The organism is Rhizobium sp. X9 (assembly GCF_018873185.1).
Lineage (GTDB): Bacteria > Pseudomonadota > Alphaproteobacteria > Rhizobiales > Rhizobiaceae > Agrobacterium > Agrobacterium oryzihabitans.
The window spans coordinates 359317-378751 of record NZ_CP071311.1 but is presented as its reverse complement, the minus strand read 5'-3'; the positions used below and the strand labels follow the sequence as shown (position 1 = coordinate 378751).

At 60.7% G+C, this 19435-nt stretch carries 19 protein-coding genes; 12 read left to right on the top strand and 7 right to left on the bottom strand.

Annotated elements, in window-relative coordinates; translation table 11 throughout:
- Positions 1–2 precede the first annotated feature (2 nt).
- From JZY08_RS01845 to JZY08_RS01835, 3 genes are read left to right on the top strand one after another with little or no spacing between them, the layout of a single operon-like run.
- The gene (locus JZY08_RS01845) at positions 3–767 is read left to right on the top strand and encodes a hypothetical protein (protein WP_216330788.1); all 765 of its coding nucleotides are present in this window, start codon (positions 3–5) and stop codon (positions 765–767) included.
- 41 nt (positions 768–808) lie between these two features.
- Positions 809–1207 (top strand): hypothetical protein, encoded by a 399-nt coding sequence (locus JZY08_RS01840; RefSeq protein ID WP_253204039.1) that lies wholly within the window; start codon positions 809–811, stop codon positions 1205–1207.
- A 58-nt stretch (positions 1208–1265) separates the two neighbouring features.
- A complete protein-coding gene (locus tag JZY08_RS01835; protein ID WP_003494050.1) occupies positions 1266–1640 on the top strand; it encodes a DUF305 domain-containing protein in 375 nt (124 codons plus the stop codon).
- A 217-nt stretch (positions 1641–1857) separates the two neighbouring features.
- On the opposite strand, the gene JZY08_RS01830 is transcribed toward JZY08_RS01835, so the two are convergent.
- A complete protein-coding gene (locus tag JZY08_RS01830; protein ID WP_003494048.1) occupies positions 1858–2775 on the bottom strand; it encodes a LysR substrate-binding domain-containing protein in 918 nt (305 codons plus the stop codon).
- Between the two features lie 81 nt (positions 2776–2856).
- On the opposite strand from JZY08_RS01830, the gene JZY08_RS01825 reads away from it, so the two are divergent.
- Positions 2857–3900, top strand: coding sequence for a YeiH family protein (locus JZY08_RS01825; protein ID WP_216330786.1), 1044 nt, complete (start codon positions 2857–2859; stop codon positions 3898–3900).
- Positions 3901–3912: 12 nt separating this feature from the next.
- Here JZY08_RS01825 and JZY08_RS01820 read toward each other — a convergent pair whose 3' ends face one another.
- Both JZY08_RS01820 and JZY08_RS01815 read right to left on the bottom strand, forming a co-directional pair.
- A complete protein-coding gene (locus JZY08_RS01820) occupies positions 3913–4356 on the bottom strand; it encodes a hypothetical protein (RefSeq protein WP_216330784.1) in 444 nt (147 codons plus the stop codon).
- Complete coding sequence (locus JZY08_RS01815) at positions 4353–4982, bottom strand: DNA-3-methyladenine glycosylase I (RefSeq protein WP_003494042.1); 630 nt, start codon at positions 4980–4982, stop codon at positions 4353–4355. Before JZY08_RS01815 ends, JZY08_RS01820 begins: the two co-directional genes overlap by 4 nt.
- A 237-nt stretch (positions 4983–5219) precedes the next feature.
- Between JZY08_RS01815 and JZY08_RS01810 the strand changes: the two genes are divergently transcribed.
- Both JZY08_RS01810 and JZY08_RS01805 read left to right on the top strand, forming a co-directional pair.
- On the top strand, positions 5220–5996 hold the full coding sequence (locus JZY08_RS01810) for a L,D-transpeptidase (RefSeq protein ID WP_003494039.1): 777 nt from the start codon (positions 5220–5222) through the stop codon (positions 5994–5996).
- 263 nt (positions 5997–6259) lie between these two features.
- Complete coding sequence (locus JZY08_RS01805) at positions 6260–6919, top strand: outer membrane beta-barrel protein (RefSeq protein ID WP_216330782.1); 660 nt, start codon at positions 6260–6262, stop codon at positions 6917–6919.
- Positions 6920–7103: 184 nt separating this feature from the next.
- On the opposite strand, the gene glcF is transcribed toward JZY08_RS01805, so the two are convergent.
- The 3 genes from glcF to JZY08_RS01790 all read right to left on the bottom strand — a co-directional run bounded on the left by glcF (position 7104) and on the right by JZY08_RS01790 (position 11298).
- Positions 7104–8405, bottom strand: a complete 1302-nt coding sequence (glcF, locus tag JZY08_RS01800; RefSeq protein ID WP_216330780.1) for a glycolate oxidase subunit GlcF — start codon at positions 8403–8405, stop codon at positions 7104–7106.
- 3 nt (positions 8406–8408) lie between these two features.
- Complete coding sequence (gene glcE, locus JZY08_RS01795) at positions 8409–9623, bottom strand: glycolate oxidase subunit GlcE (RefSeq protein WP_216330779.1); 1215 nt, start codon at positions 9621–9623, stop codon at positions 8409–8411.
- Between the two features lie 241 nt (positions 9624–9864).
- A complete protein-coding gene (locus JZY08_RS01790; RefSeq protein WP_003494031.1) occupies positions 9865–11298 on the bottom strand; it encodes an FAD-binding oxidoreductase in 1434 nt (477 codons plus the stop codon).
- Between the two features lie 112 nt (positions 11299–11410).
- Between JZY08_RS01790 and JZY08_RS01785 the strand changes: the two genes are divergently transcribed.
- A complete protein-coding gene (locus tag JZY08_RS01785) occupies positions 11411–12310 on the top strand; it encodes a LysR family transcriptional regulator (protein WP_082184598.1) in 900 nt (299 codons plus the stop codon).
- Between the two features lie 168 nt (positions 12311–12478).
- Here the strand turns inward: JZY08_RS01785 and JZY08_RS01780 are convergent, their stop codons facing one another.
- On the bottom strand, positions 12479–13753 hold the full coding sequence (locus JZY08_RS01780; protein WP_003494027.1) for a DUF3422 family protein: 1275 nt from the start codon (positions 13751–13753) through the stop codon (positions 12479–12481).
- Between the two features lie 312 nt (positions 13754–14065).
- On the opposite strand from JZY08_RS01780, the gene JZY08_RS01775 reads away from it, so the two are divergent.
- The 5 genes from JZY08_RS01775 to JZY08_RS01755 all read left to right on the top strand — a co-directional run bounded on the left by JZY08_RS01775 (position 14066) and on the right by JZY08_RS01755 (position 19432).
- Positions 14066–14839, top strand: coding sequence for a FadR/GntR family transcriptional regulator (locus JZY08_RS01775; RefSeq protein WP_216330777.1), 774 nt, complete (start codon positions 14066–14068; stop codon positions 14837–14839).
- 103 nt (positions 14840–14942) lie between these two features.
- Complete coding sequence (locus JZY08_RS01770; RefSeq protein WP_164056236.1) at positions 14943–16289, top strand: glycosyltransferase family 1 protein; 1347 nt, start codon at positions 14943–14945, stop codon at positions 16287–16289.
- Positions 16286–17056 carry an HAD family hydrolase gene (locus JZY08_RS01765; protein ID WP_216330775.1) on the top strand — a complete coding sequence of 257 codons (771 nt, stop codon included), beginning with the start codon at positions 16286–16288 and terminating at the stop codon, positions 17054–17056. The genes JZY08_RS01770 and JZY08_RS01765 overlap by 4 nt, the downstream gene beginning before the upstream one ends.
- A gap of 268 nt (positions 17057–17324) precedes the next feature.
- A complete protein-coding gene (locus JZY08_RS01760; RefSeq protein WP_035241653.1) occupies positions 17325–17765 on the top strand; it encodes an NUDIX hydrolase in 441 nt (146 codons plus the stop codon).
- Between the two features lie 161 nt (positions 17766–17926).
- Positions 17927–19432: an inorganic phosphate transporter gene (locus JZY08_RS01755; RefSeq protein ID WP_216330773.1), complete on the top strand. Its 1506-nt coding sequence runs from the start codon at positions 17927–17929 to the stop codon at positions 19430–19432.
- Positions 19433–19435 lie beyond the last annotated feature (3 nt).

The following is a 19435-nucleotide window of genomic DNA, read 5'->3' as shown; positions in this document are numbered from 1 at the left end:
TCATGATCCTCGAAGCCCTGCAATATGCCGCCACGCGCGCGGTCACGCCGAAAGAATTTCGGCCGCATATCCGCTATTCCGTCAACCTCTGGGCGCGCGCCAATCGCTGTGCCAGGGCATGGGCGGAGCATGAAAACAACAGCCGGCAATTCGTGCTGCAATCGGCGAGAAAGCTGAAACAGAGGCGAACGGCCGTGGTGCTCGGCTCGGGCCTGCTGCGCGACGTGCCCTATGATGCGCTGGTGGCAATGTTCGACACCGTCGTCCTGGTCGATCTGGTACATCTCGCCAGCGTGCAGGCGAAGCTGCGCCTCAATGCCAAAAAGAATGTCCGTATCGCCAACCGCGATCTTTCCGGTTTTGACGATGTTCTTGCCGGCCGGCCGGCCGAACCGCTCGATTTCCTGCGGCGGGTGCCCTATCTCGATCTCGTGGTATCGGCCAATCTCCTGTCACAGATCGGCACCGGCGCACGCCACCGGCTGGAGCAGGAAAAGATCGCAAATGCCCCGGACGGTCTTCTGCCGAAGCTCATTCACACCCATCTGGAAGCGCTGGCTGGCCTGCCCTGCAAGGCCTGCCTGATAACGGACACCTCCTTCGACATCATCAGCAAAGACGGCAACCTGCACCAGCACGAAGACCTGCTGCATGGCATCGCTCCTCCTGCCCCCGCCGCCGCATGGGAATGGCCGCTCGCCCCGTTTGGCGAGGAAAGCAGGGATTACCGCATCGTGCATCACGTCATCGCGCGTGAACTAACCTGATGGCCATGCTTATTCCATAATTCCAGCGGTAAATTCACGCCATGTCCCAGGTGGTCCGTACATTGATGTTTCTTGCCTGCCTGCTATACGGCGCAATGCCGGTGCAGATGGCGATGAGCATGCCGATGGCCACGGGCATGGCATCGTCCTCACAGGTGCCGATCAAACATGACGATGCCCATTCGCATCGAATCGCGGATCGGGACCAAGGGTCTCCCGCGCACGCGGAGAATGGGGCTCATGGAGCGGGAGCGGGCGGTTGCTGCCCGCATGGTGACGATGCCGCACATCCCGGTTCCTGCGCCGCCTGCCTGATCGTGGTTCCGCGAACGATCTTCGCCGATAGCGGCCGGATGACATTCGCCTATCCGAAGCCACAACGCGGTACTCTCTTCAACGGCGAGGCTTTCGCGCCGCCGCTGCCGCCTCCCCGCGCCTGACACCATATTTTTCCAGACAATCCATCGAAAAATACGTCGGACACAGGAAGGATAATCCATGTCTATCAAAACCATCACGCTCGCCGCCGCTTTCACCACCGTCTTCGCCATGCCCCTTTTCGCACAGGAAGCGGGCGGCCATGCCGGACACGACATGTCAAAAAGCGCAGCAGGCGAAACCGCGTCCACCAAGGCCTTCATGGAAGCCAGCAAGAAGATGCATGGCGATATGGCGATCGACTATAGCGGCGATGCCGATGTCGATTTCGTGCGCGGCATGATCCCGCATCATCAGGGCGCAATCGATATGGCAAAGGTTCAGCTGGAATACGGCAAGGACCCGGAAATCCGCAAACTGGCCGAAGAGGTGATCAAGGCGCAGGAGGGCGAAATCGCCATGATGAAGGCCTGGCTGAAATCCAAGGGCAAGTGATTGCTGTTGCTGAAGGAGGGGCGCTGGCGACGGCGCTCCTGACGTTATTTATCAGGGACTTCAACCCTCTCATCCAGTCATCCTCGAGCTTGACCTGGGGATACACAAGCCGCGACGCCATGGGATCCTCGCCTCAAGGGCGAGGATGACGCTGAAGAGGGGGGAAGCTTGCCTAACACGCTCGCAAAGGCCAATCGTGCCGCCCCCCTTCGCACCGCTATACCCCGGCGAGACCAGCCTTGTAGTCCTCCGACGCCGCACGGCTCAGTCGTTCCAGTTCCATTGCCGCACGGCTGGTGTGGCGTTCCTTGTGGCGTAACAGGGCGAAGTTGCGGGCGGGCAGATCGATGCCCGAACGGACCAGCAATCCCTGCCGCAGGAAAAGGGAAGCGACGGATGCAGAAACCGCCGTCGCCGCGCCGCCGGAGCGCGCTGCCATCACCACCGCCTCGTTGGACGGCAGTTCGAGCATGACAGACAGTTCAGCCGGGTCCACGCCCATCTGCCGCACCGCCGCCTCAAAGGCGGAGCGGGTTCCGGAGCCCTGCTCGCGCAGCACCCAGGATGTTCCGTAGAGCATATCGAGAGCGGTGAGATATCGACCGTCAGCGAAGGGGTGGGCCGAGCCGGTCACCACCAGCAGCTTGTCGGATACCACGGGCTGCACCACCAATGCTGGCTCGTCGATCCTGCCCTCGATGAAACCGACCTCCGCCAGACCGTCGAGCACGGCCTGCGTAACCGTTTTCGTATTGCCGATATCGAGTTTCAGCGTGACACCCGGATAAAGCTTCTTGAACTGCATGAGGATTGGCGGCAGCCAGTAGCTTGCAATTGTCTGGCTGGCGCAAACGGTGATTTCGCCACGTGTCAGGCCGCCCATTTCGGAAAGGATCAGTTCGGCGTTGCGGACACGCGCCAGCGTCGCCCTGGCCTCACCCAGAAACACCCGGCCGCTTTCGGTCAGCTCGATATTGCGGCCGACGCGATGAAACAGTTCGACATTATAAAAGGCTTCCAGATTCTTGATGGAGGAACTGACGGCGGAGGCGGTCAAACCGATGGCTTCGGCAGCCCTTGTCAGGTGCTCGCGCTCAGCGACGGCGATGAAAATGCGGAGTTGCTCGAAGGTCATGGCTCTTCATTCGATTTTACCGAATAATATATGCCATATTATTTGATAGAATAAAACAGGCCGCTACGGCATTGTCTGGCCATGGCACAGCATCGCACCCTCACTCATCCTTTTCAGTTCTCCCTTCGCTGGTTGACCCCGCTTCTGCCGGGAATTCTGCTCTGCGCGGCAGTCAGCTGCGCGGCTATTCTCGCGGAGCGTTTTCAGGTGCGTCTTGCCGGCCACGCATGGCTGGGCGATCTTGTGCTTGCCATTCTGATCGGCACGCTTTTACGCTCGCTGGTGTCGCTGCCGGCGGTTGCTGCGGCCGGGATCAAGTTCAGCGCCAAGACCCTGCTCGAAATCGCCGTGGCGCTTCTTGGCGCGTCGCTCAGCCTCGCCATTCTCAAGGGCGCCGGCGGCCTGCTGATTGGCGGTATTGCGGTGATTGTCGCCCTGTCACTGGTCGTCAGCTATGCCGCCGGGCGAATGCTGGGGCTGCCGCCGAAACTGGCGACACTGATTGCCTGCGGCAACTCCATCTGCGGCAATTCCGCCATCGCGGCGGCCGCGCCCGCCATTGGCGCGAAGCCGGAAGATGTTGCTGCCTCGATTGCCTTCACCGCGGTCCTCGGCGTCGCCGCCGTTCTGCTGATGCCGTTCCTGCCGCAGCTTCTCGGTCTCGACGCCACCCAATACGGTATCTTTGCGGGCCTGACGGTCTATGCCGTGCCGCAGGTTCTGGCGGCCACCGCACCGCTCGGCGCCGTCGCCGTGCAGACAGGCACCATCGTCAAGCTCATCCGCGTGCTGATGCTCGGACCGGTCATCGCCGCCCTTTCCGTCATCCACGGCCAGTCCGGCACGGGACGGCTGAAATTGCAGCAGATGGTTCCGTGGTTCATCATCTGCTTCGTGCTGATGATCATGGCCAGATCCTTCGGCCTTATTCCCGAGGGTCTGCTCGGCCCCCTCGCCTCGCTCTCCAACATCCTCACCATCATGTCTATGGCGGCACTGGGCCTGTCCGTCGATATTCGCAGCCTTCGCCATGCCGGCGGCAAGGTCATCGTCGCCGCCAGCCTCTCGCTCGTCCTGCTTGGAATTCTGAGTTTCGGCCTGATCATGCTGACGCAAGCGGGCTGAAGGGAACCACCGTTACTTTTCGATACTGACCGTCAGCGTATAATGTGCGCCGAGACCGCGACGGGGTAACCCCAGGATAAGCGTCGGGCGGATCAGCCATTCCGTATCCGCCTTCGGCGTCAGCGTCGCCGTTTTACCTTCGGAATCGCTGAAGAAGATCGCATCCTCGTCCGGCGTCGAAAAATCGAAGATCGCCATCAGGACGAATTCGCTGGAGGAGGCAAGCTCCACCTTCACCGTCTGCCCGGCCTTGACTTTCAAACGGTAGACATCGCCGCGCCCGCGCCGCGTCCAGCCATCGAGCTTCAGCGGCCCGGTCGGCGGCATCGCCACTTCCTTCAGCCTTTCTCCATCATCCAGCCAGATGCCATCGACATTGCGGCTTTCAGCGAAGGACTGATGCGGCACGGCCGCCATCGCCATGGTGAGCGCCAGAAGAAGGGAGGTTACCTTCATGGACGTACAAACTCCCGCCGCATGACCTCGATCGGCTCGCGGCAATGACAACCTTCGATATGATCGTTGACCATACCCATGGCCTGCATGAATGCATAGACTGTCGTCGGACCGACGAAACTCCAGCCGCGTTTCTTCAAGTCCTTGGAAAGACGAATGGACGCGGCACTGGTGGGGTTGGCCCTTAACGTCGCATAGTCCAGCTTTTGCGGCCTTTCTGCGGCGGCGGGCTCGAAACTCCAGAAATAACGGGCAAGAGAACCGAATTCGTCGCGCAATTCCAGGGCGCGGCGGGCGTTGTTGATCGTTGAGACGATCTTGCCGCGATGGCGGATAATGCCCTTGTCCGCAAGGCAGCGCTCTATCTCGGCTTCACCGAATTCCGCCACTTTTTCGAACTCGAAATTGGCGAAGGCAAGACGGAAAGCCTCGCGTTTGCGCAGAACCGTCAGCCAGGAGAGCCCGGACTGAAATCCTTCCAGGCAGATCTTCTCGAACAGGCGACGGTCATCGGTAACGGGGTAGCCCCATTCCTCATCGTGGTAACGGCTGTAATCCTCCAGCCCCTGCTGCCAGAAACACCGCACACGGCCATCCGCACCGGTTTCAAGTCCCGCCTCATCCATTCCGCAACAACCCTTTTCCGCTCCCGCAAATCACCTGCGGGACATGCGCACTTACCACTCATTCACCACGTTTCAAAACCCGGTGCTAACCCTAAATACAGGTTGCACTAATGAAGCGCTTTTTAATGAACAGCCATTTACGATTCACTTGCGTCAAGGTGCGAACGTGTCCGGCAATGCGGGCGAATAAACCCGCGATTTCCATTGTTGCGATATCCCGCAGAGAGAGTCCACCCGATGACGATGAAGTCCGTTTTTCTGGCGCTGAGCCTCGTTTCCACCTTCACGGCGCCAGCCGCCATGGCCAATGAGCGTTATCGCGAGCGGCCGCCCGTCATCGTCAGCCCGGACCTGTCCGCGCCCTGGGTAACGCAGCTCGGGCGTGGCAATGTGCGCCCCGTGGTTTATCCGCGCGCACCGGCCGCACGCCAGCCGCTCTTCCAGCAGCGTCAGGCCGCAGCCATGCCCCAGCGCCCAAGCTCGGGCGTCACATCACAACGCCCGGCACGGGTGCAGAACGCCGCCGTGCGCCCGAACGCGCCGGTGCGCACGCAGATCGCCCCGCAGTTCCTGCCGCAGATCGTGAGCTACCAGACCACCCAGAAGCCCGGCACGATCGTCATCGATACGCCGAACCGCTTCCTCTATCTCGTCATGGCCGATGGCAAGGCGCGCCGCTACGGCGTCGGCGTCGGCAAGCCCGGTTTTGAATGGGCCGGAACGCACAAGGTGACCCGCAAGGCGGAATGGCCGAGCTGGACCCCGCCGAAGGAGATGATTACCCGCGAAGCGGCGAAGGGACACTACCTGCCGGCCTTCATGGAAGGCGGCCCGGCCAATCCGATGGGCGCGCGCGCCATGTATCTCGGCTCAACCCTTTACCGGATCCACGGCACCAACCAGCCCTGGACGATCGGCAGCAACAATTCGTCCGGCTGCATCCGCATGCGCAACGAGGATGTCACCGATCTTTATGAACGCGTCAACGTCGGAACCACCGTCATTGTGATATGACGGCAACGGGTTCCCCTATTCCGGGTGATATCGGACCACATCGCGGCGTATGCGCTTGTATTGCCGCTTTGCGGCGGTACACTCCGGGCAAATCTGATTGATCGAGACTTGGCGGGGGACGCCAGGCGCCGGACCTCTCTCAGGGGGATGATGGAACGGCCTTAAAACGGGTGGTCAGCTGACCGCCCGTTTTTCGTTTCTGTCATTTAAATGTTACCAAAAAACGCTTTGGTGCATTTCTGATATCAATCTGGATTCTCTTCATGCCGCGCCACGCTTCTTTTGTCTGCGCCCTGTTGTTCAGCGGCGTTTCCTTCTCCGCAGCAAGGGCGGGGGAATTTGAAATTTCCGGTTACGGCGGCTGGCAGAGCGCCCCGCACAGCGACGTGAAAGTGTCCGACGGACCGGACTTCCGGGCTGGATGGGAAGGCAAGTCGTTTTCAAGCCCACCCTATTGGGGCGTGCGCGGCACCTACTGGTTCGACGAGGGCCGGCTCAACAATTTCGGTATCTCGCTCGATTTCACGCATGACAAGGTCTATGCCGATGACCAGACCCTTGCCCGCTCCGGCTGGTCGCATTTCGAATTCACCGACGGCCTGAACCTGTTGACGCTGAATGCGCTCTACCGCTTTCCGCTGGAGAACCTGCCGCTGACACCCTATGTCGGCGCGGGCGTCGGCATCAACGTGCCGCATGTGGAGGTCACACGCGGTTCCGGTCGCACCTTCGAATACCAGTTCGGCGGCGCAACCCTGCAGGCACAGGCCGGTCTCAGCTACCGCATCACCGACAACTGGTCGACCTTCGTGGAATATAAAGGCACCTATTCCTTTATCGACGTGGATATCGACAATGGCGGCAAGCTCAAGACCGATATCATGACCAATGCGGTGAACTTCGGCGTCGCCTACAAGTTCTAGCGTTGGGCTGGAAAATCGGGCGACAGGGCACCCCCTGAACCTCATTCCCGTGCTTGTCACAGGAATCCAGTCGGCGCGCGTCTGCGCGGCGAAGGGAGCCCTTTCAGCCCAAGGACTTGGGCTGGCTGGATTCCTGTGACAAGCACAGGAATGAGGGACGAGTGCGCACCACAGGCATTGCGCTCTAAGCGGAAAGCCTCGCCGGTTTCGGCCCGCCATAGGCCCAGTCCAGCAGCTCGACAGTGTGCAGGATCGGCATTTGCGTGCCGGTGGCGATCTGCGTGATGCAGCCGATATTGCCGGTGGCGATGACATCCGCCTTCGTTGCCTCGATGTTCTTCACCTTGCGTGCCTTCAGCTTTCCGGAAATCTCGGGCTGCATGATGTTGTAGGTTCCGGCCGAACCGCAGCAGAGGTGCCCTTCCGCCGGATCGCGCACAGTAAAACCGGCAGCTTTCAGCAATTGCTTCGGCGCCATCGTGATCTTCTGGCCATGCTGCATGGAGCAGGCCGAATGATAGGCGACCGTCAGGCCCTGGCTCTCCTTTTGCGGCAGGTCGAGGGTGGCAAGATATTCGGTAATGTCCTTCGCGAGCGCCGATACCCGCGCGGCCTTGTCCGAATAAGCCGGATCGAGCCGCAGCATATGGCCGTAATCCTTGATGGTCGTGCCGCAGCCGGATGCGGTGATGATGACGGCGTCGAGCCCGTCATTCTCCATCTCCCGCGTCCAGACATCGACATTGCGGCGGGCGGCGGCCAGCGCCTCGGCCTCTCGCCCCATATGATGCACCAGCGACCCGCAGCAGCCTTCTCCCCTGGGAACCACGACCTCGACGCCGAGCCGCGCCAGCAGGCGCAGCGTCGCTTCGTTGATACCGGGATCGAGCACCGGCTGGGCGCAGCCGGTGAGGATGGCGACGCGACCGCGCTTCTCGCCTTCCGCCGCCCGTTCACCCGGCCGGGCGGAAGCGGAAACGGCGGGGATGGAGGCGGGAGCAAGATCGAGCATGGATTGCAATGGCTTCAGTGCCGGAAACTTCGCGAGCAGCCCGGCAAAGGGTCGCGCGACCCTTGCCAGATGCAGGGCCAGGCGGAAGCGACCGGGATAGGGCAGAACCGCAGCCAGAAGATTGCGGGTCAGGCGATCCATGAAGGGGCGTTTATAGGTCTGTTCGATATGGGCGCGGGCATGATCGACAAGATGCATGTAGTCCACGCCGGAGGGACAGGTGGTGGTGCAGGCAAGGCACGAGAGGCAGCGGTCGATATGGGTAACGACCTCCCGGTCGGCCGGGCGGCTGTTTTCCAGCATGTCCTTGATGAGGTAGATGCGGCCGCGCGGACTATCCAGCTCGTTGCCGAGCGTGACATAGGTGGGACAGGTGGCGGTGCAGAAGCCGCAATGCACACATTTGCGCAGGATCTTTTCGGATTCCGCCACATGCGGATCGGCCAGCTGCTCAGGCGTGAAGGATGTTTGCATGGTTCAGACGGCCCTTTCCATCGTTACAGCCATCTTGCCGGGATTGAAGATGCCCACTGGGTCGAGCTTTTCCCTGATGCGTTCAGACAGCATGGCTTCCGCCGCCGGGCGTGGTTCGAATGCCGGCACGGTGGCGCGTATCGCATCATTTGCCCGCATCAAGGTGGCATGCCCGCCGCCAAGCGCGCGAATGGCGCCGCGCAGCAGCTCCGCCTCCGGGTCTGCTTCCATCTGCATCCAGACGAGACCGCCTTGCCAGTCGTAAAAGGCATCGATGCCGGCTTCCATGCGCAGGGCGGCCACCAGCCGGTGGCCTTGCGCCGGCGCGACCGAGACTTTCCAGAGCGGTTTAGCGTTTTCCCCGGCATAGGGCGCGACATCCCGCACCTGACGCCACAAAACCGTGCTTTCCTCGCCTTCCAGCAGCGCCCATGGGCCAACCCTGTCCATGACGGAGAGGAGTTTGGCCGCGCGCGCCTCCACCGACGCCGCGAGACCTTCCAGCCTGAGGATCGTCGCCGGACCTTCCGGCAGGGCGCCATCGATGAAACGGGAGCGTACGCTTTCCGGCAGATGGGCCGCACCGGAGACCTCGACGCTCATCGCCATGGCCGCCGCCATAATCCGCGTCGCTGCCTCATCATCCAGACCGGACACGACAACCGTTTTTTCGCAAGGCGGTTTCGGCAGCACGCGGAAGGTGACCTCTGTCAGAAAACCGAGCGTGCCGTGCGATCCCGCCAGAAGCTTTGAAAGGTCCAGGCCCGTGACATTCTTCATCACCCGGCCACCGGCCTTGATGGCTTCCGCCCGGCCATTGACGAACCGGATGCCGAGCAGGCTGTCGCGAGCAGCACCCGCCACATAGCGGCGCGGGCCGGAGACATTGGCGGCGAAAACGCCGCCAATGGTCGGCTCGCCTGTGGTTCCCATGATCGGGCGGTGATCCATCGGCTCGAAGGCCATCATCTGACGGTTTTCGGCAAGGGCGGCCTCGATGGTGGCGAGCGGCGTTCCGGCCTTGGCGGTCATGACCATTTCGGCGGGGACGTAGGAGACTATACCATTCATGGCACGGGAGGAGAGCGCATTATTTGCCGGGACGGCGTTGCCGAAACCGGAACGGGTGTTGCCGCCGATGATTTTCAGCGGGCTTTTACGCGCGGCGTGGTCGCGGATGATGTCGGCGGCCTGGGTTTCTGCGTAGGGGGTCAACATGGGGTGGCGGGCTCCGGGCATGGGATAGCGACGTTTGCGCGAGGGATACCCCCCTCTGCCCTGCCGGGCATCTCCCCCTCAAGGGGGGAGATCGGCAAGAGGCTGGCACATCGTTTCAATCCCGCCGTTCGAGAATTGAGCGGGAGGTCGCCGCTTGTCGATCTCCCCCCTTGAGGGGGAGATGCCCGGCAGGGCAGAGGGGGGTAAGCCACACTCTCCAAGGTAAGAAAGCTAAAGCACATCAATTCCGTCCCTCCAGCGGAAACACCTTGGATGGGTTCATCAACCAGCCCTCGTCAAAAGCCCCGCGCACCGCCATCTGCTGGGCCAGATCGGCCTCGCCATATTGGTGGCGCATGAGATCGCGTTTTTCGATGCCGACACCATGCTCGCCGGTCAGGCAACCACCGGCATCGACGCAGAGCTTCAATATCTCATTGCCCGCCTCTTCGGCCCGGGCGGCATCATCAGGGTCATTGGCGTTGAACAGGATGAGCGGGTGCATGTTGCCATCGCCCGCATGGAAGACATTGGCAACGCGAAGGCCGAGCCGGTCGGTGATTTCACTCGTCTTTTTCAGCACGTAAGAAAGTTGGGAAAGCGGCACCGTGCCATCCATGCAGATATAATCCGCGATGCGGCCCGTTGCGCCGAAGGCGGATTTGCGGCCTTTCCAGATCGCTGCCGCCTCCATGGCCGACTGGCATTCCTTCACCGTCTTCACGCCGTGTGTTCTGGCAATGGTAACGATATCCGCCAGCATGGCGTCCATTTCCGCCTCGGAGCCTTCGACCTCGACGATCAGAAGCGCGCCGACATCCAGCGGATATCCCGCCTTGGCGAAGGCCTCGCAGATCTCGATTGCCGGCTTGTCCATGAATTCGATGGCGACCGGGATGATGCCCGCGCCGATAATATCGGCGACGCAGGAGCCCGCTTCTTCGGAGGTTTCGAAACCGAACAGCACGGGCCGCGCACCCTCGGGCTTGGCGATCAGCCGCACCGTCGCTTCCGTAACAATGCCAAGCTGGCCTTCCGAGCCGCAGACGAGGGCGAGCAGATCATAACCGGCGGCATCGAGGTGCTTGCCGCCCAGCTCCAGCACCGTGCCATCGACGAGCACCATTTTCACGCCGAGCAGATTATTGGTGGTGACGCCATATTTCAGGCAATGCGCGCCGCCGGAATTCATGCCGATATTGCCGCCGATAGTGCAGGCAAGCTGCGAGCTTGGGTCCGGCGCATAAAAGAAGCCTTCCGCACCCGCCGCATCGGAAATGGAAAGATTGGTGACACCCGCCTGGACCTGCGCCGTGCGATTGTAGAAATCCAGTTCGAGGATCGAGGACATCTTCGAAAGACCGATCACCACCGCATCCTCCTGCGGGATCGCGCCGCCGGAGAGCGAGGTGCCGGCACCGCGCGGTACGACCGGAATGCCATAACGGTTACAATATTTCAGCACCGCTGCGACCTGCTCGGTCGTCTTCGGCAGCGCAACGGCCAGCGGAAGGCGGCGGTAGGAAACGAAGGCATCCGTCTCGAAAGGCACGAGCTCACGCGGCTCATGCACAAGACAGTCCTCGGCGAGGATATCCTTCAGATCGGATATGATGCGGTCACGACTCGCCACGACCTTTGCCCGCGGCTCCAGAAACTTGATCGGCTGCGTCACCGCCCCTCCTCCATGCACGTCTTGCCAAGTGGTATTCTTTCTTTACCACTTTGAAAGAGCGCAATCAAATGTTATGGATTTTTTCCATTACGGAAACAATCAGAGGTCAACTGTGACAAATCTGGGCGATCTGGAAGTCTTCGCAACCGTTGCCGCCTCCGGCAGCATGTCGCTTGCCGCCAAGGAGCTTGGCTATTCCCCAGCCGTCATTTCCAAGCGCATCAAGCGGCTGGAAGAGAAACTCGGCGCACGGCTGTTCCAGCGCACCACAAGGCAGATTTCGCTGACCGAAGCGGGTCAGGGTTTTTACGAGCGGGTGCTTGCCGTGCTGGAAGGGCTGGAGGATGCGGAAGATTTCGTGTCCGGCCGGGCGAATACCGTCAACGGCACGCTGAAAATCTCCGCCCCCACCTCTTTCGGGCGCATGCATATCGCGCCGCATCTGCGGATTTTCATGGAGCGGCACCCGGACCTGTCGGTTAATCTGGTCTTGAGCGACGAATTCATCGATATCATCGAAGGCGGCTACGATCTGGCGATCCGCATTGCCGATCTCAATTCCTCCAGCCTCGTAGCCCGCCGTCTGGCGCCCGTGCGCCGCGTGCTCTGCGCCTCGGCGGACTATGTGGCCACCCACGGCATGCCGGAAACGATCGAAGATCTGAAGAAGCACCGCTGCCTGCCTGCCCACAACAACGATATCTGGCGGCTGGAAGGACCGGGCGGCGCGCTCAGCATCCGCCCGGAAGGCATGCTGGTCACCAATTCGAGCGAGGTGATCCGCGAGGCGGTGATTTCCGGACTCGGCATTGCGCTGCGCTCCACCTGGGATATCGGCCATGAACTGCGCGCCGGTAAACTGGTGCAGGTTCTTCCCGCCTATGAGGGGTCGCGAAACGTCACGCTGTCGGCGGTTTATCCGAGTCGGCAGTTCCTGCCCGCGAAAGTGCGGCTGTTCATTGACTATCTGGCCGGGCTTTATGGGCCGTCGCCCTATTGGGAGCAGGGCTAGAACGGCGGAGGCGCTGGCCATGCCACTTGTTCTGCCCTCGTCCCTGTGCTCGTCACAGGGATCCAGCCAGCCCAAGTCCTTGGGCTGAAAGAACTCTATTCGCCGCGCAGACGCGCGTCGGCTAGATTCCTGTGACAGGCACAGGAATGAGGGAAGCGCGAGTGTGCCTTAATGCCCACCCTCGGCATGGGAGCGACGGACGCGGCGCACCACCCACCAGACGCCCAGCACGGCAAAGGGGACGGAAAGACCCGTAACCACGGTGGGGTCGACCGGCAAAACGTCGTGGCTGATGGCCTTGGTGAGATAACCGATCAACCCGACGACATAATAGGAGATGGCGGCGACCGAGAGGCCTTCCACCGTCTGCTGCAGGCGAAGCTGCATGGCGGCGCGCTTGTTCATGGTGTTGAGCAGCACCGTGTTCTGCCGCTCCAGTTCCACGTCGATCCAGCTTCTGACGAGAGCCGTGGCGCGATAGAGCTTGCGTGACAGGTTGGCCTGCCTTTCCTCGACCGACTGGCAGGTGCGCATGGCGGGGGCGAGCCGTCTTTCCAGAAAGCTGCCCATGGTCTCGTGCCCCTGAACCGGCGTTTCCGCAAGCGCGCGAATACGTTCGCGCACAATGCCGTCATAGGCGCGGCTGGCGCCGAAACGATAAAGACTGAGCGCGGCATTGGCTTCGAGTTCCGCCGCAAGCCGGGTCATCTCCGCCAGAAGCGCATCGGCCTCATCGCGCGCGCCGTTCTTCATGCGCTGGGTGATGCCCGTCAGGCCATCCTCGATGCGGCGGATTTCCGGCGAGAGTGTCTGCGCCATCGGCAGGCCGAGCATGGCAAGCGTGCGATAGGTCTCGATATCCAGCAGCCGCTGCACCAGCGCGCCGCGGCTGTAATCGCTCAAGCCCCGGTCTATCACCAGGATCTGCGTCAGCCCATCGCGATCCTGGCGGAAATCGGTAAGGATCGCCGCCTGACCGTCGCGCACGTCGCTGTGACAGAGGCTTGTCGGTTCGAACAGCGTCTCTGCTTGCGAGGCGAGCTTATTGTCGTTGCGAATTTCCAGCCGCACGCCTGATATCAGCGAGCCGGGCGGCGAAAAACCATCCCCGAAAGGGTCGCCGGCAATATCGCCGCCGAATTTTTCCGGTGCGGGGCCATCCCAGAACCATGTCGAGAATTCGGTATGCCGCTCCCACCGCAGTGTGCCCTGCCCCCAGGGCATGGCGTGATGGCGGGCGTCGCGTTCCGGCGGCGCAACACCCCGGCTGCGCGACATTTCCGCGATGACCGAATGATGCACGGCCGAGCCGCCATCCATCATGAAGGCAAGCTGGACGATGATGCGCGACGGAGCCAGCAGCACTGTTGGCCGCGCATGAACTTCCCCGAGCGCCAGCGACCTTTCCGGCGCGCTTGCGAAAGCAAATCTACCCTTGGCCATTGCGATACCGTCCCCGCCTGTTCCGCCGGTTTTCTAAAGCATCAATGGCGATGACGACACCGCAATCGAGGCCGATGTAATTGTTTTGATGCACCTGGCGGAGAAAACCCGCCATCATCACCCTGTCCGGGCACAGCTTTAACAAAAGCCAAGTTAAATAGGCAGATGCCGTGTTGACGCAGGGCAGCGGCTTCAAGTGAAAGGCATGAACTGGACAGAATATTTGACCAGTACGATATTCCGCTGATAATTTGCGTTCCATTGCACCTATGGGCACACACAGAGGGCGTATTTTTACCGGAGAATGCTGCGATGGATGAAACGCTGTTCGCACGGATAGAGCACAGCCGCACAGCGCAGGAGGTGATATTACGTTTCGAGGAACTGATCCTCGACGGCATATTGCGTGACGGCGACCGGTTGCCTGGCGAGCGGGAACTGGCGCAACGGCTCGATGTCTCGCGGCCGATCCTGCGGGAAGCGCTGAAGGAACTCGAAACGCGCGGCCTTCTTACCAGCAGGCACGGCGGCGGCACCTATGTCGCCGATATTGTCGGGCCGGTCTTTTCCGACCCCTTGAGTGCGCTGATTACCCGGCACAGCCGGGCGACACGGGATTTCCTCGAATATCGCCGCTATATTGAAGGCATGACCGCCGAACTTGCAGCGAAACGCGCGACGGAGCCGGACAGGCGTAACCTTGCGGCCGTCGTCGAAAAGATGCGGGAGGCCCATGAGGCTGGCCGTTTCGATGACGAGTTGACGGGGGACGTGGAGTTTCACAATGCCATCGGTGAAGCGGCACATAATATCGTGCTGATGCACACATTGCGGTCCTGCTACCGGCTCCTGAGCGACGACATCTTTTATAACCGCCATCTCATCTTCACCGTGGCCGGTGCGCATGACGAGGTGCTGCGACAGCATATCGCCATCCACGATGCCATCACACGCAGCGATCCGGCGGCGGCGAGGGCTGCGGCGGAGGCCCATATCGACTTCATCGTGGATACGACATCGAAGGCGCATCAAGCGCGGGAATGGGACCGGATTTCGCGCCTCAGGCAACAGCAGCGCGACGCCTGAAAACGGCGAAAAACGAAATACGGCAGCTCTTTTATTCAGGTTTTTATGGAACCTTTTGTCCTCTTTGGTCTTTTTCTCCAGTTAATTGGAAAAATTTACCAAGATGGGACCCATGACAACCACGAGCGAAACTGAACGCTATCCGAGGATAGCTCTCATATCGACGCATGGCTATGTCGCCGCGCACCCGCCACTGGGCGCCGCAGACACCGGGGGACAGGTGGTTTATGTGCTTGAGCTTGCACGCAAACTCGGCCAACTCGGTTACACTGTCGATCTTTATACCCGCCGCTTCGAAGACCAGCCGGAATTTGACGAGGTGGACGAGCGCGTCCGCGTGGTTCGCATTCCCTGCGGCGGCCGCGATTTCATTCCCAAGGAATATCTGCACCGCCACCTGATGGAATGGTGCGAAAACGCGCTGCGCTTCATCAAGAAAAACGACCTCAACTACTCTTTCGTCAACAGCCACTATTGGGATGCGGGCGTGGCCGGACAGCGGCTGTCCGAAGCGCTGAAAATTCCGCATCTGCACACGCCACATTCGCTCGGTCTCTGGAAAAAGCGCCAGATGGAAACCGACTATCCGGAAAAGGCCGATACGTTCGAACTGGAGTTCAACTTCAGGGAACGCATCCAGCACGAACTCATCATCTATCGCAGCTGCGACATGGTGATCGCGACGACGCCGGTGCAGCTCGACGTGCTGATCGAGGACTACGGCCTGAAGCGCAAGCATATCCACATGATCCCGCCGGGTTATGACGATAACCGCTTCTTCCCCGTCTCGGATGCGACGCGCCAGATGATCCGGCAGCGTTTCGGCTTCGAGGGAAAGACGGTGCTGGCGCTCGGACGTCTCGCCACCAACAAGGGTTACGACCTCTTGATCGACGGCTTTTCGGTGCTGGCGCAGCGTGAGCCGGAAGCGCGCCTGCATCTCGCCGTCGGCGGCGAAAACATGGACGAGCAGGAAACCACCATCCTCAACCAGCTGAAAGACCGGGTGAAATCGCTCGGGCTGGAGGACAAGGTGGCGTTTTCCGGTTACGTGGCGGATGAGGATCTGCCGGATGTTTACCGGGCGGCGGACCTGTTCGTTCTGTCCAGCCGTTACGAGCCCTTCGGCATGACTGCCATTGAGGCCATGGCCAGCGGGACGCCAACTGTCGTGACCATTCACGGCGGGTTGTTCCGGGCGATCAGCTATGGCCGCCACGCTTTGTTCGCAGATCCCTTCGACAAGGAAGACCTTGGCATCACCATGATGAAGCCGTTCAAACATGAGCGGCTTTACGGGCGACTTTCCCGCATGGGTGCGCACAAGGCGCGCAGTCTGTTCACCTGGACGGGCATCGCGCAGCAATTGCTGGCGCTTGTGGAAGGCCGGACCATGATGCCGGTTCTGGAAGAAGCGGATTGGGCCGAACCATGGAACGATGGCGATTGAAACCGCTTCGCCTTTTTTCCACCGATCTCGACGGAACCGTCGTCGGCGATAACGACGCCACGCGCCGGTTCCGCGATTTCTGGCAATCGCTGCCGGACGATCTCCGCCCGGTTCTCGTCTTCAACAGCGGCAGGCTGGTCGATGATCAGCTTGCGCTCATCGAAGACACCCCCTTGCCCAAACCCGACTACATCATTGGCGGTGTGGGCACCATGCTGCACGCCAGGGAGCGGAGCGAGCTGGAAAGCGCCTATACCCATTCGCTCGGCACGGGTTTCGACCGGCAAAAGATCACCGCTGTCATGGCGGGCCTTCCGGGCGTGGCCATGCAGGCGGAACGCTATCAGCATGGCCTCAAGTCCAGCTGGTTCCTGCATGACGCTGATGAAAGGGCGCTTGGCGATGTCGAAGCCGCGCTCCTCGCGGCGGGTATCGATGCGCGCATCGTTTATTCCAGCAATCGTGACCTCGACATATTGCCGAAGGCCGCCGACAAGGGCGCGGCATTGGCATGGTTATGTGGACAACTGCGCATCGGCCTCGACGAATCAGTCGTGGCGGGCGATACTGGCAATGATCGGGCGATGTTCGAATTGAACGGCGTTCGCGGCGTGATCGTGGGTAATGCCCTGCCGGAGCTTGTCTCGCTGGCAGATCAAGACAGCCGTTTTTTCCTCTCCAGTGCGACGGAAGCAAACGGTGTGATCGAAGGTCTCCGGCATTGGGGACTGCACCCCGGTCAACGCAATTCCGGCGCCAACTCATAGCAGCGTGCCGAATGGCCTGAAAACAGACAGATACGGTATTACCGCAATCGGCTGATTGCCCGGAAAGCACCGGGCAAAACCCCTGTTCGCAAACCTGCTGCATCGATTTTGCCCAAAGGCTTCATCAGCGTGAAGACAGTAGTGGGTTAAGGATGATGGGGGATTGGCGGCGCATGCGGGATATCTATATTAGCAACTATGACCGACGAAAAATAAGGACTTATTCGGATTGAAGATTTTGAATCGATTGGCGACAGATGTTGGCTTGATGTTGCGCAGACCGCCGCGACAGCAATATGCGGCGCTGTGCTATCGATTGTCCAAAAAAAATCCGGAGCCTGAAGTACTGCTGCTCACCAGCCGGGATACGGGCCGGTGGGTCATTCCGAAAGGCTGGCCGATGGGCGGCAAGAAGGCCCATGCGGTTGCCGAGCAGGAAGCCTATGAGGAAGCCGGTGTCAAAGGCACGGTCGAGAAAGCCCCCTTCGGTTTTTATGAATATGAGAAAAAGCTGAACAGCGGCATCAATGTGCTGTGCAGGGTTCAGGTGCATCTTCTCGAAGTATCGGAGCTTCAGGACAGCTTTCCTGAGAAAGACTCCCGGCGTCTGGAATGGGTCAGCCCGCAGGAGGCGGCCAAACGGGTCAATGAGCCGGAACTGAAAGCTCTGATGCTCACTTTCGACAAGCGAATGGCGCTTTCGAAATAGCGCGCCCGCGCGAATAGTGGCAATTTGCAGTTTGTTTTTCCAACATGGCTTTTACCGTCTTTCATTTTGGAAAGATGTGCGAGATGTAACAGTCTTTCTGTAAATTGCCTTCAGCCCGCGAGACTGCCGGACGAAAAGGAATGCTGGCAAACGAGGTCTGAATGGCAATGAAGCCGCCACCCAATATGAAGCCCACGCTCGACAAGGATCTCGACAAGATCACCCGTGTCGAGGAGGCGACGCTGCACGTCACGCAGCAGCTTGCCGGCCTTGGCGCGGGGTTCATGTTCGTTGTCCTGGCGGCCATATTTGCCGGCGTCTTCGTCACCGGCACCTCGGGCGCCGTCATCATCATCGCGGCCGTCGCCATCGGCGCCTATATGGCGATCAACATTGGCGCGAATGACGTGACGAATAACGTCGGCCCGGCGGTCGGCGCCAAGGCGATGCCGCTTGCGGCGGCGCTCATCATTGCCGCCATCTGCGAGATTGCGGGTGCCTTGATCACCGGCGGCAATGTCGTCGAGACCATTTCCAGCGGCATCATCAATATCCAAACCATCCCGGACCGGACCGCGTTTTCCTGGGCGATGTTGTCGGCGCTTCTTGCCGCCGGCCTCCTCGTCAATATCTCGACCTGGACGAAAGCGCCGATTTCCACCACCCACACGGTGGTCGGTGGCGTTGCCGGCGCGGGCATGGCAGCCTATGGCATCGGGGCGGTCGACTGGCTGTCGCTCGGCAGTATCGCTTTCGCGTGGGTTCTGGCGCCTTTCATCAGTGCCGCCATCGCCATCGCCATCCTTGCCTTCATCAAGGAATTCATCATCTACCGCGAGGACAAGATTGAATCCGCGCGGCTTTGGGTGCCTGTCCTCATCGGCTTGATGGCCGGGGTTTTCGCCGCCTATCTCATCTGGGTCGGGTTGCGGCAGCTCATGCATGTGTCGCTTGGCCATGCCAGCGTCATAGGCCTCGTTATTGGGCTCATCGCCTGGCGGCTCTGCGTGCCGATCATCCGCAAACAATCGGAAGGATTGGAGAACCGCAACCAGTCGCTTCGCATCCTGTTCCAGTGGCCGCTCGTTCTTGCCGCCGGATTGATGTCCTTCGCACACGGGGCAAATGACGTTTCGAACGCCATCGGCCCGGTGGTGGCGATTGTTCGGGCATTGCATGACGAGGCGGTGCAGACCTCCGCCCGCGCACCTCTATGGGTGATGTTGGTCGGTGCTTTCGGGCTTTCCTGCGGTATTCTGCTTTATGGCCCGCGTCTCATCCGCCTCGTGGGTGAGCAGATCACCAAGCTCAATCCCATGCGAGCGTTTTGCGTTTCCGTAGCGACAGCGCTTACCGTTCTTGTGGCCTCGCGCTTCGGCCTGCCGGTCAGCACCACCCATACGGCGATCGGCGCGGTGTTCGGCGTCGGCTTCTTCCGTGAATGGTACACGCAGGCATCGCGACGGCGGCAGGAACTCGTGCAGGCGGGTGACGGCGCAATCCGCCGGGCTGACAGGTATGCGGAGAACCCCTCCGAGGTGCGCCGCCGTTATCTCGTCCGGCGCTCCCACTTCATGACAATCATCGCCGCCTGGCTGGTAACCGTTCCCGCGAGTGCTACGCTTGCGGCGCTGCTCTATTGGCTGATGTCCTTCCTCTTTCTCTGACGC

Coding starts and splice junctions, on each gene's coding strand:
- JZY08_RS01845 (WP_216330788.1), top strand. CDS start 3: ATGATCCTCGAAGCCCTGCAATATGCCGCCACGCGCGCGGTCACGCCG.
- JZY08_RS01840 (WP_253204039.1), top strand. CDS start 809: ATGTCCCAGGTGGTCCGTACATTGATGTTTCTTGCCTGCCTGCTATAC.
- JZY08_RS01835 (WP_003494050.1), top strand. CDS start 1,266: ATGTCTATCAAAACCATCACGCTCGCCGCCGCTTTCACCACCGTCTTC.
- JZY08_RS01830 (WP_003494048.1), bottom strand. CDS start 2,775: ATGACCTTCGAGCAACTCCGCATTTTCATCGCCGTCGCTGAGCGCGAG.
- JZY08_RS01825 (WP_216330786.1), top strand. CDS start 2,857: ATGGCACAGCATCGCACCCTCACTCATCCTTTTCAGTTCTCCCTTCGC.
- JZY08_RS01820 (WP_216330784.1), bottom strand. CDS start 4,356: ATGAAGGTAACCTCCCTTCTTCTGGCGCTCACCATGGCGATGGCGGCC.
- JZY08_RS01815 (WP_003494042.1), bottom strand. CDS start 4,982: ATGGATGAGGCGGGACTTGAAACCGGTGCGGATGGCCGTGTGCGGTGT.
- JZY08_RS01810 (WP_003494039.1), top strand. CDS start 5,220: ATGACGATGAAGTCCGTTTTTCTGGCGCTGAGCCTCGTTTCCACCTTC.
- JZY08_RS01805 (WP_216330782.1), top strand. CDS start 6,260: ATGCCGCGCCACGCTTCTTTTGTCTGCGCCCTGTTGTTCAGCGGCGTT.
- glcF (WP_216330780.1), bottom strand. CDS start 8,405: ATGCAAACATCCTTCACGCCTGAGCAGCTGGCCGATCCGCATGTGGCG.
- glcE (WP_216330779.1), bottom strand. CDS start 9,623: ATGTTGACCCCCTACGCAGAAACCCAGGCCGCCGACATCATCCGCGAC.
- JZY08_RS01780 (WP_003494027.1), bottom strand. CDS start 13,753: ATGGCCAAGGGTAGATTTGCTTTCGCAAGCGCGCCGGAAAGGTCGCTG.
- JZY08_RS01775 (WP_216330777.1), top strand. CDS start 14,066: ATGGATGAAACGCTGTTCGCACGGATAGAGCACAGCCGCACAGCGCAG.
- JZY08_RS01770 (WP_164056236.1), top strand. CDS start 14,943: ATGGGACCCATGACAACCACGAGCGAAACTGAACGCTATCCGAGGATA.
- JZY08_RS01760 (WP_035241653.1), top strand. CDS start 17,325: ATGTTGCGCAGACCGCCGCGACAGCAATATGCGGCGCTGTGCTATCGA.
- JZY08_RS01755 (WP_216330773.1), top strand. CDS start 17,927: ATGGCAATGAAGCCGCCACCCAATATGAAGCCCACGCTCGACAAGGAT.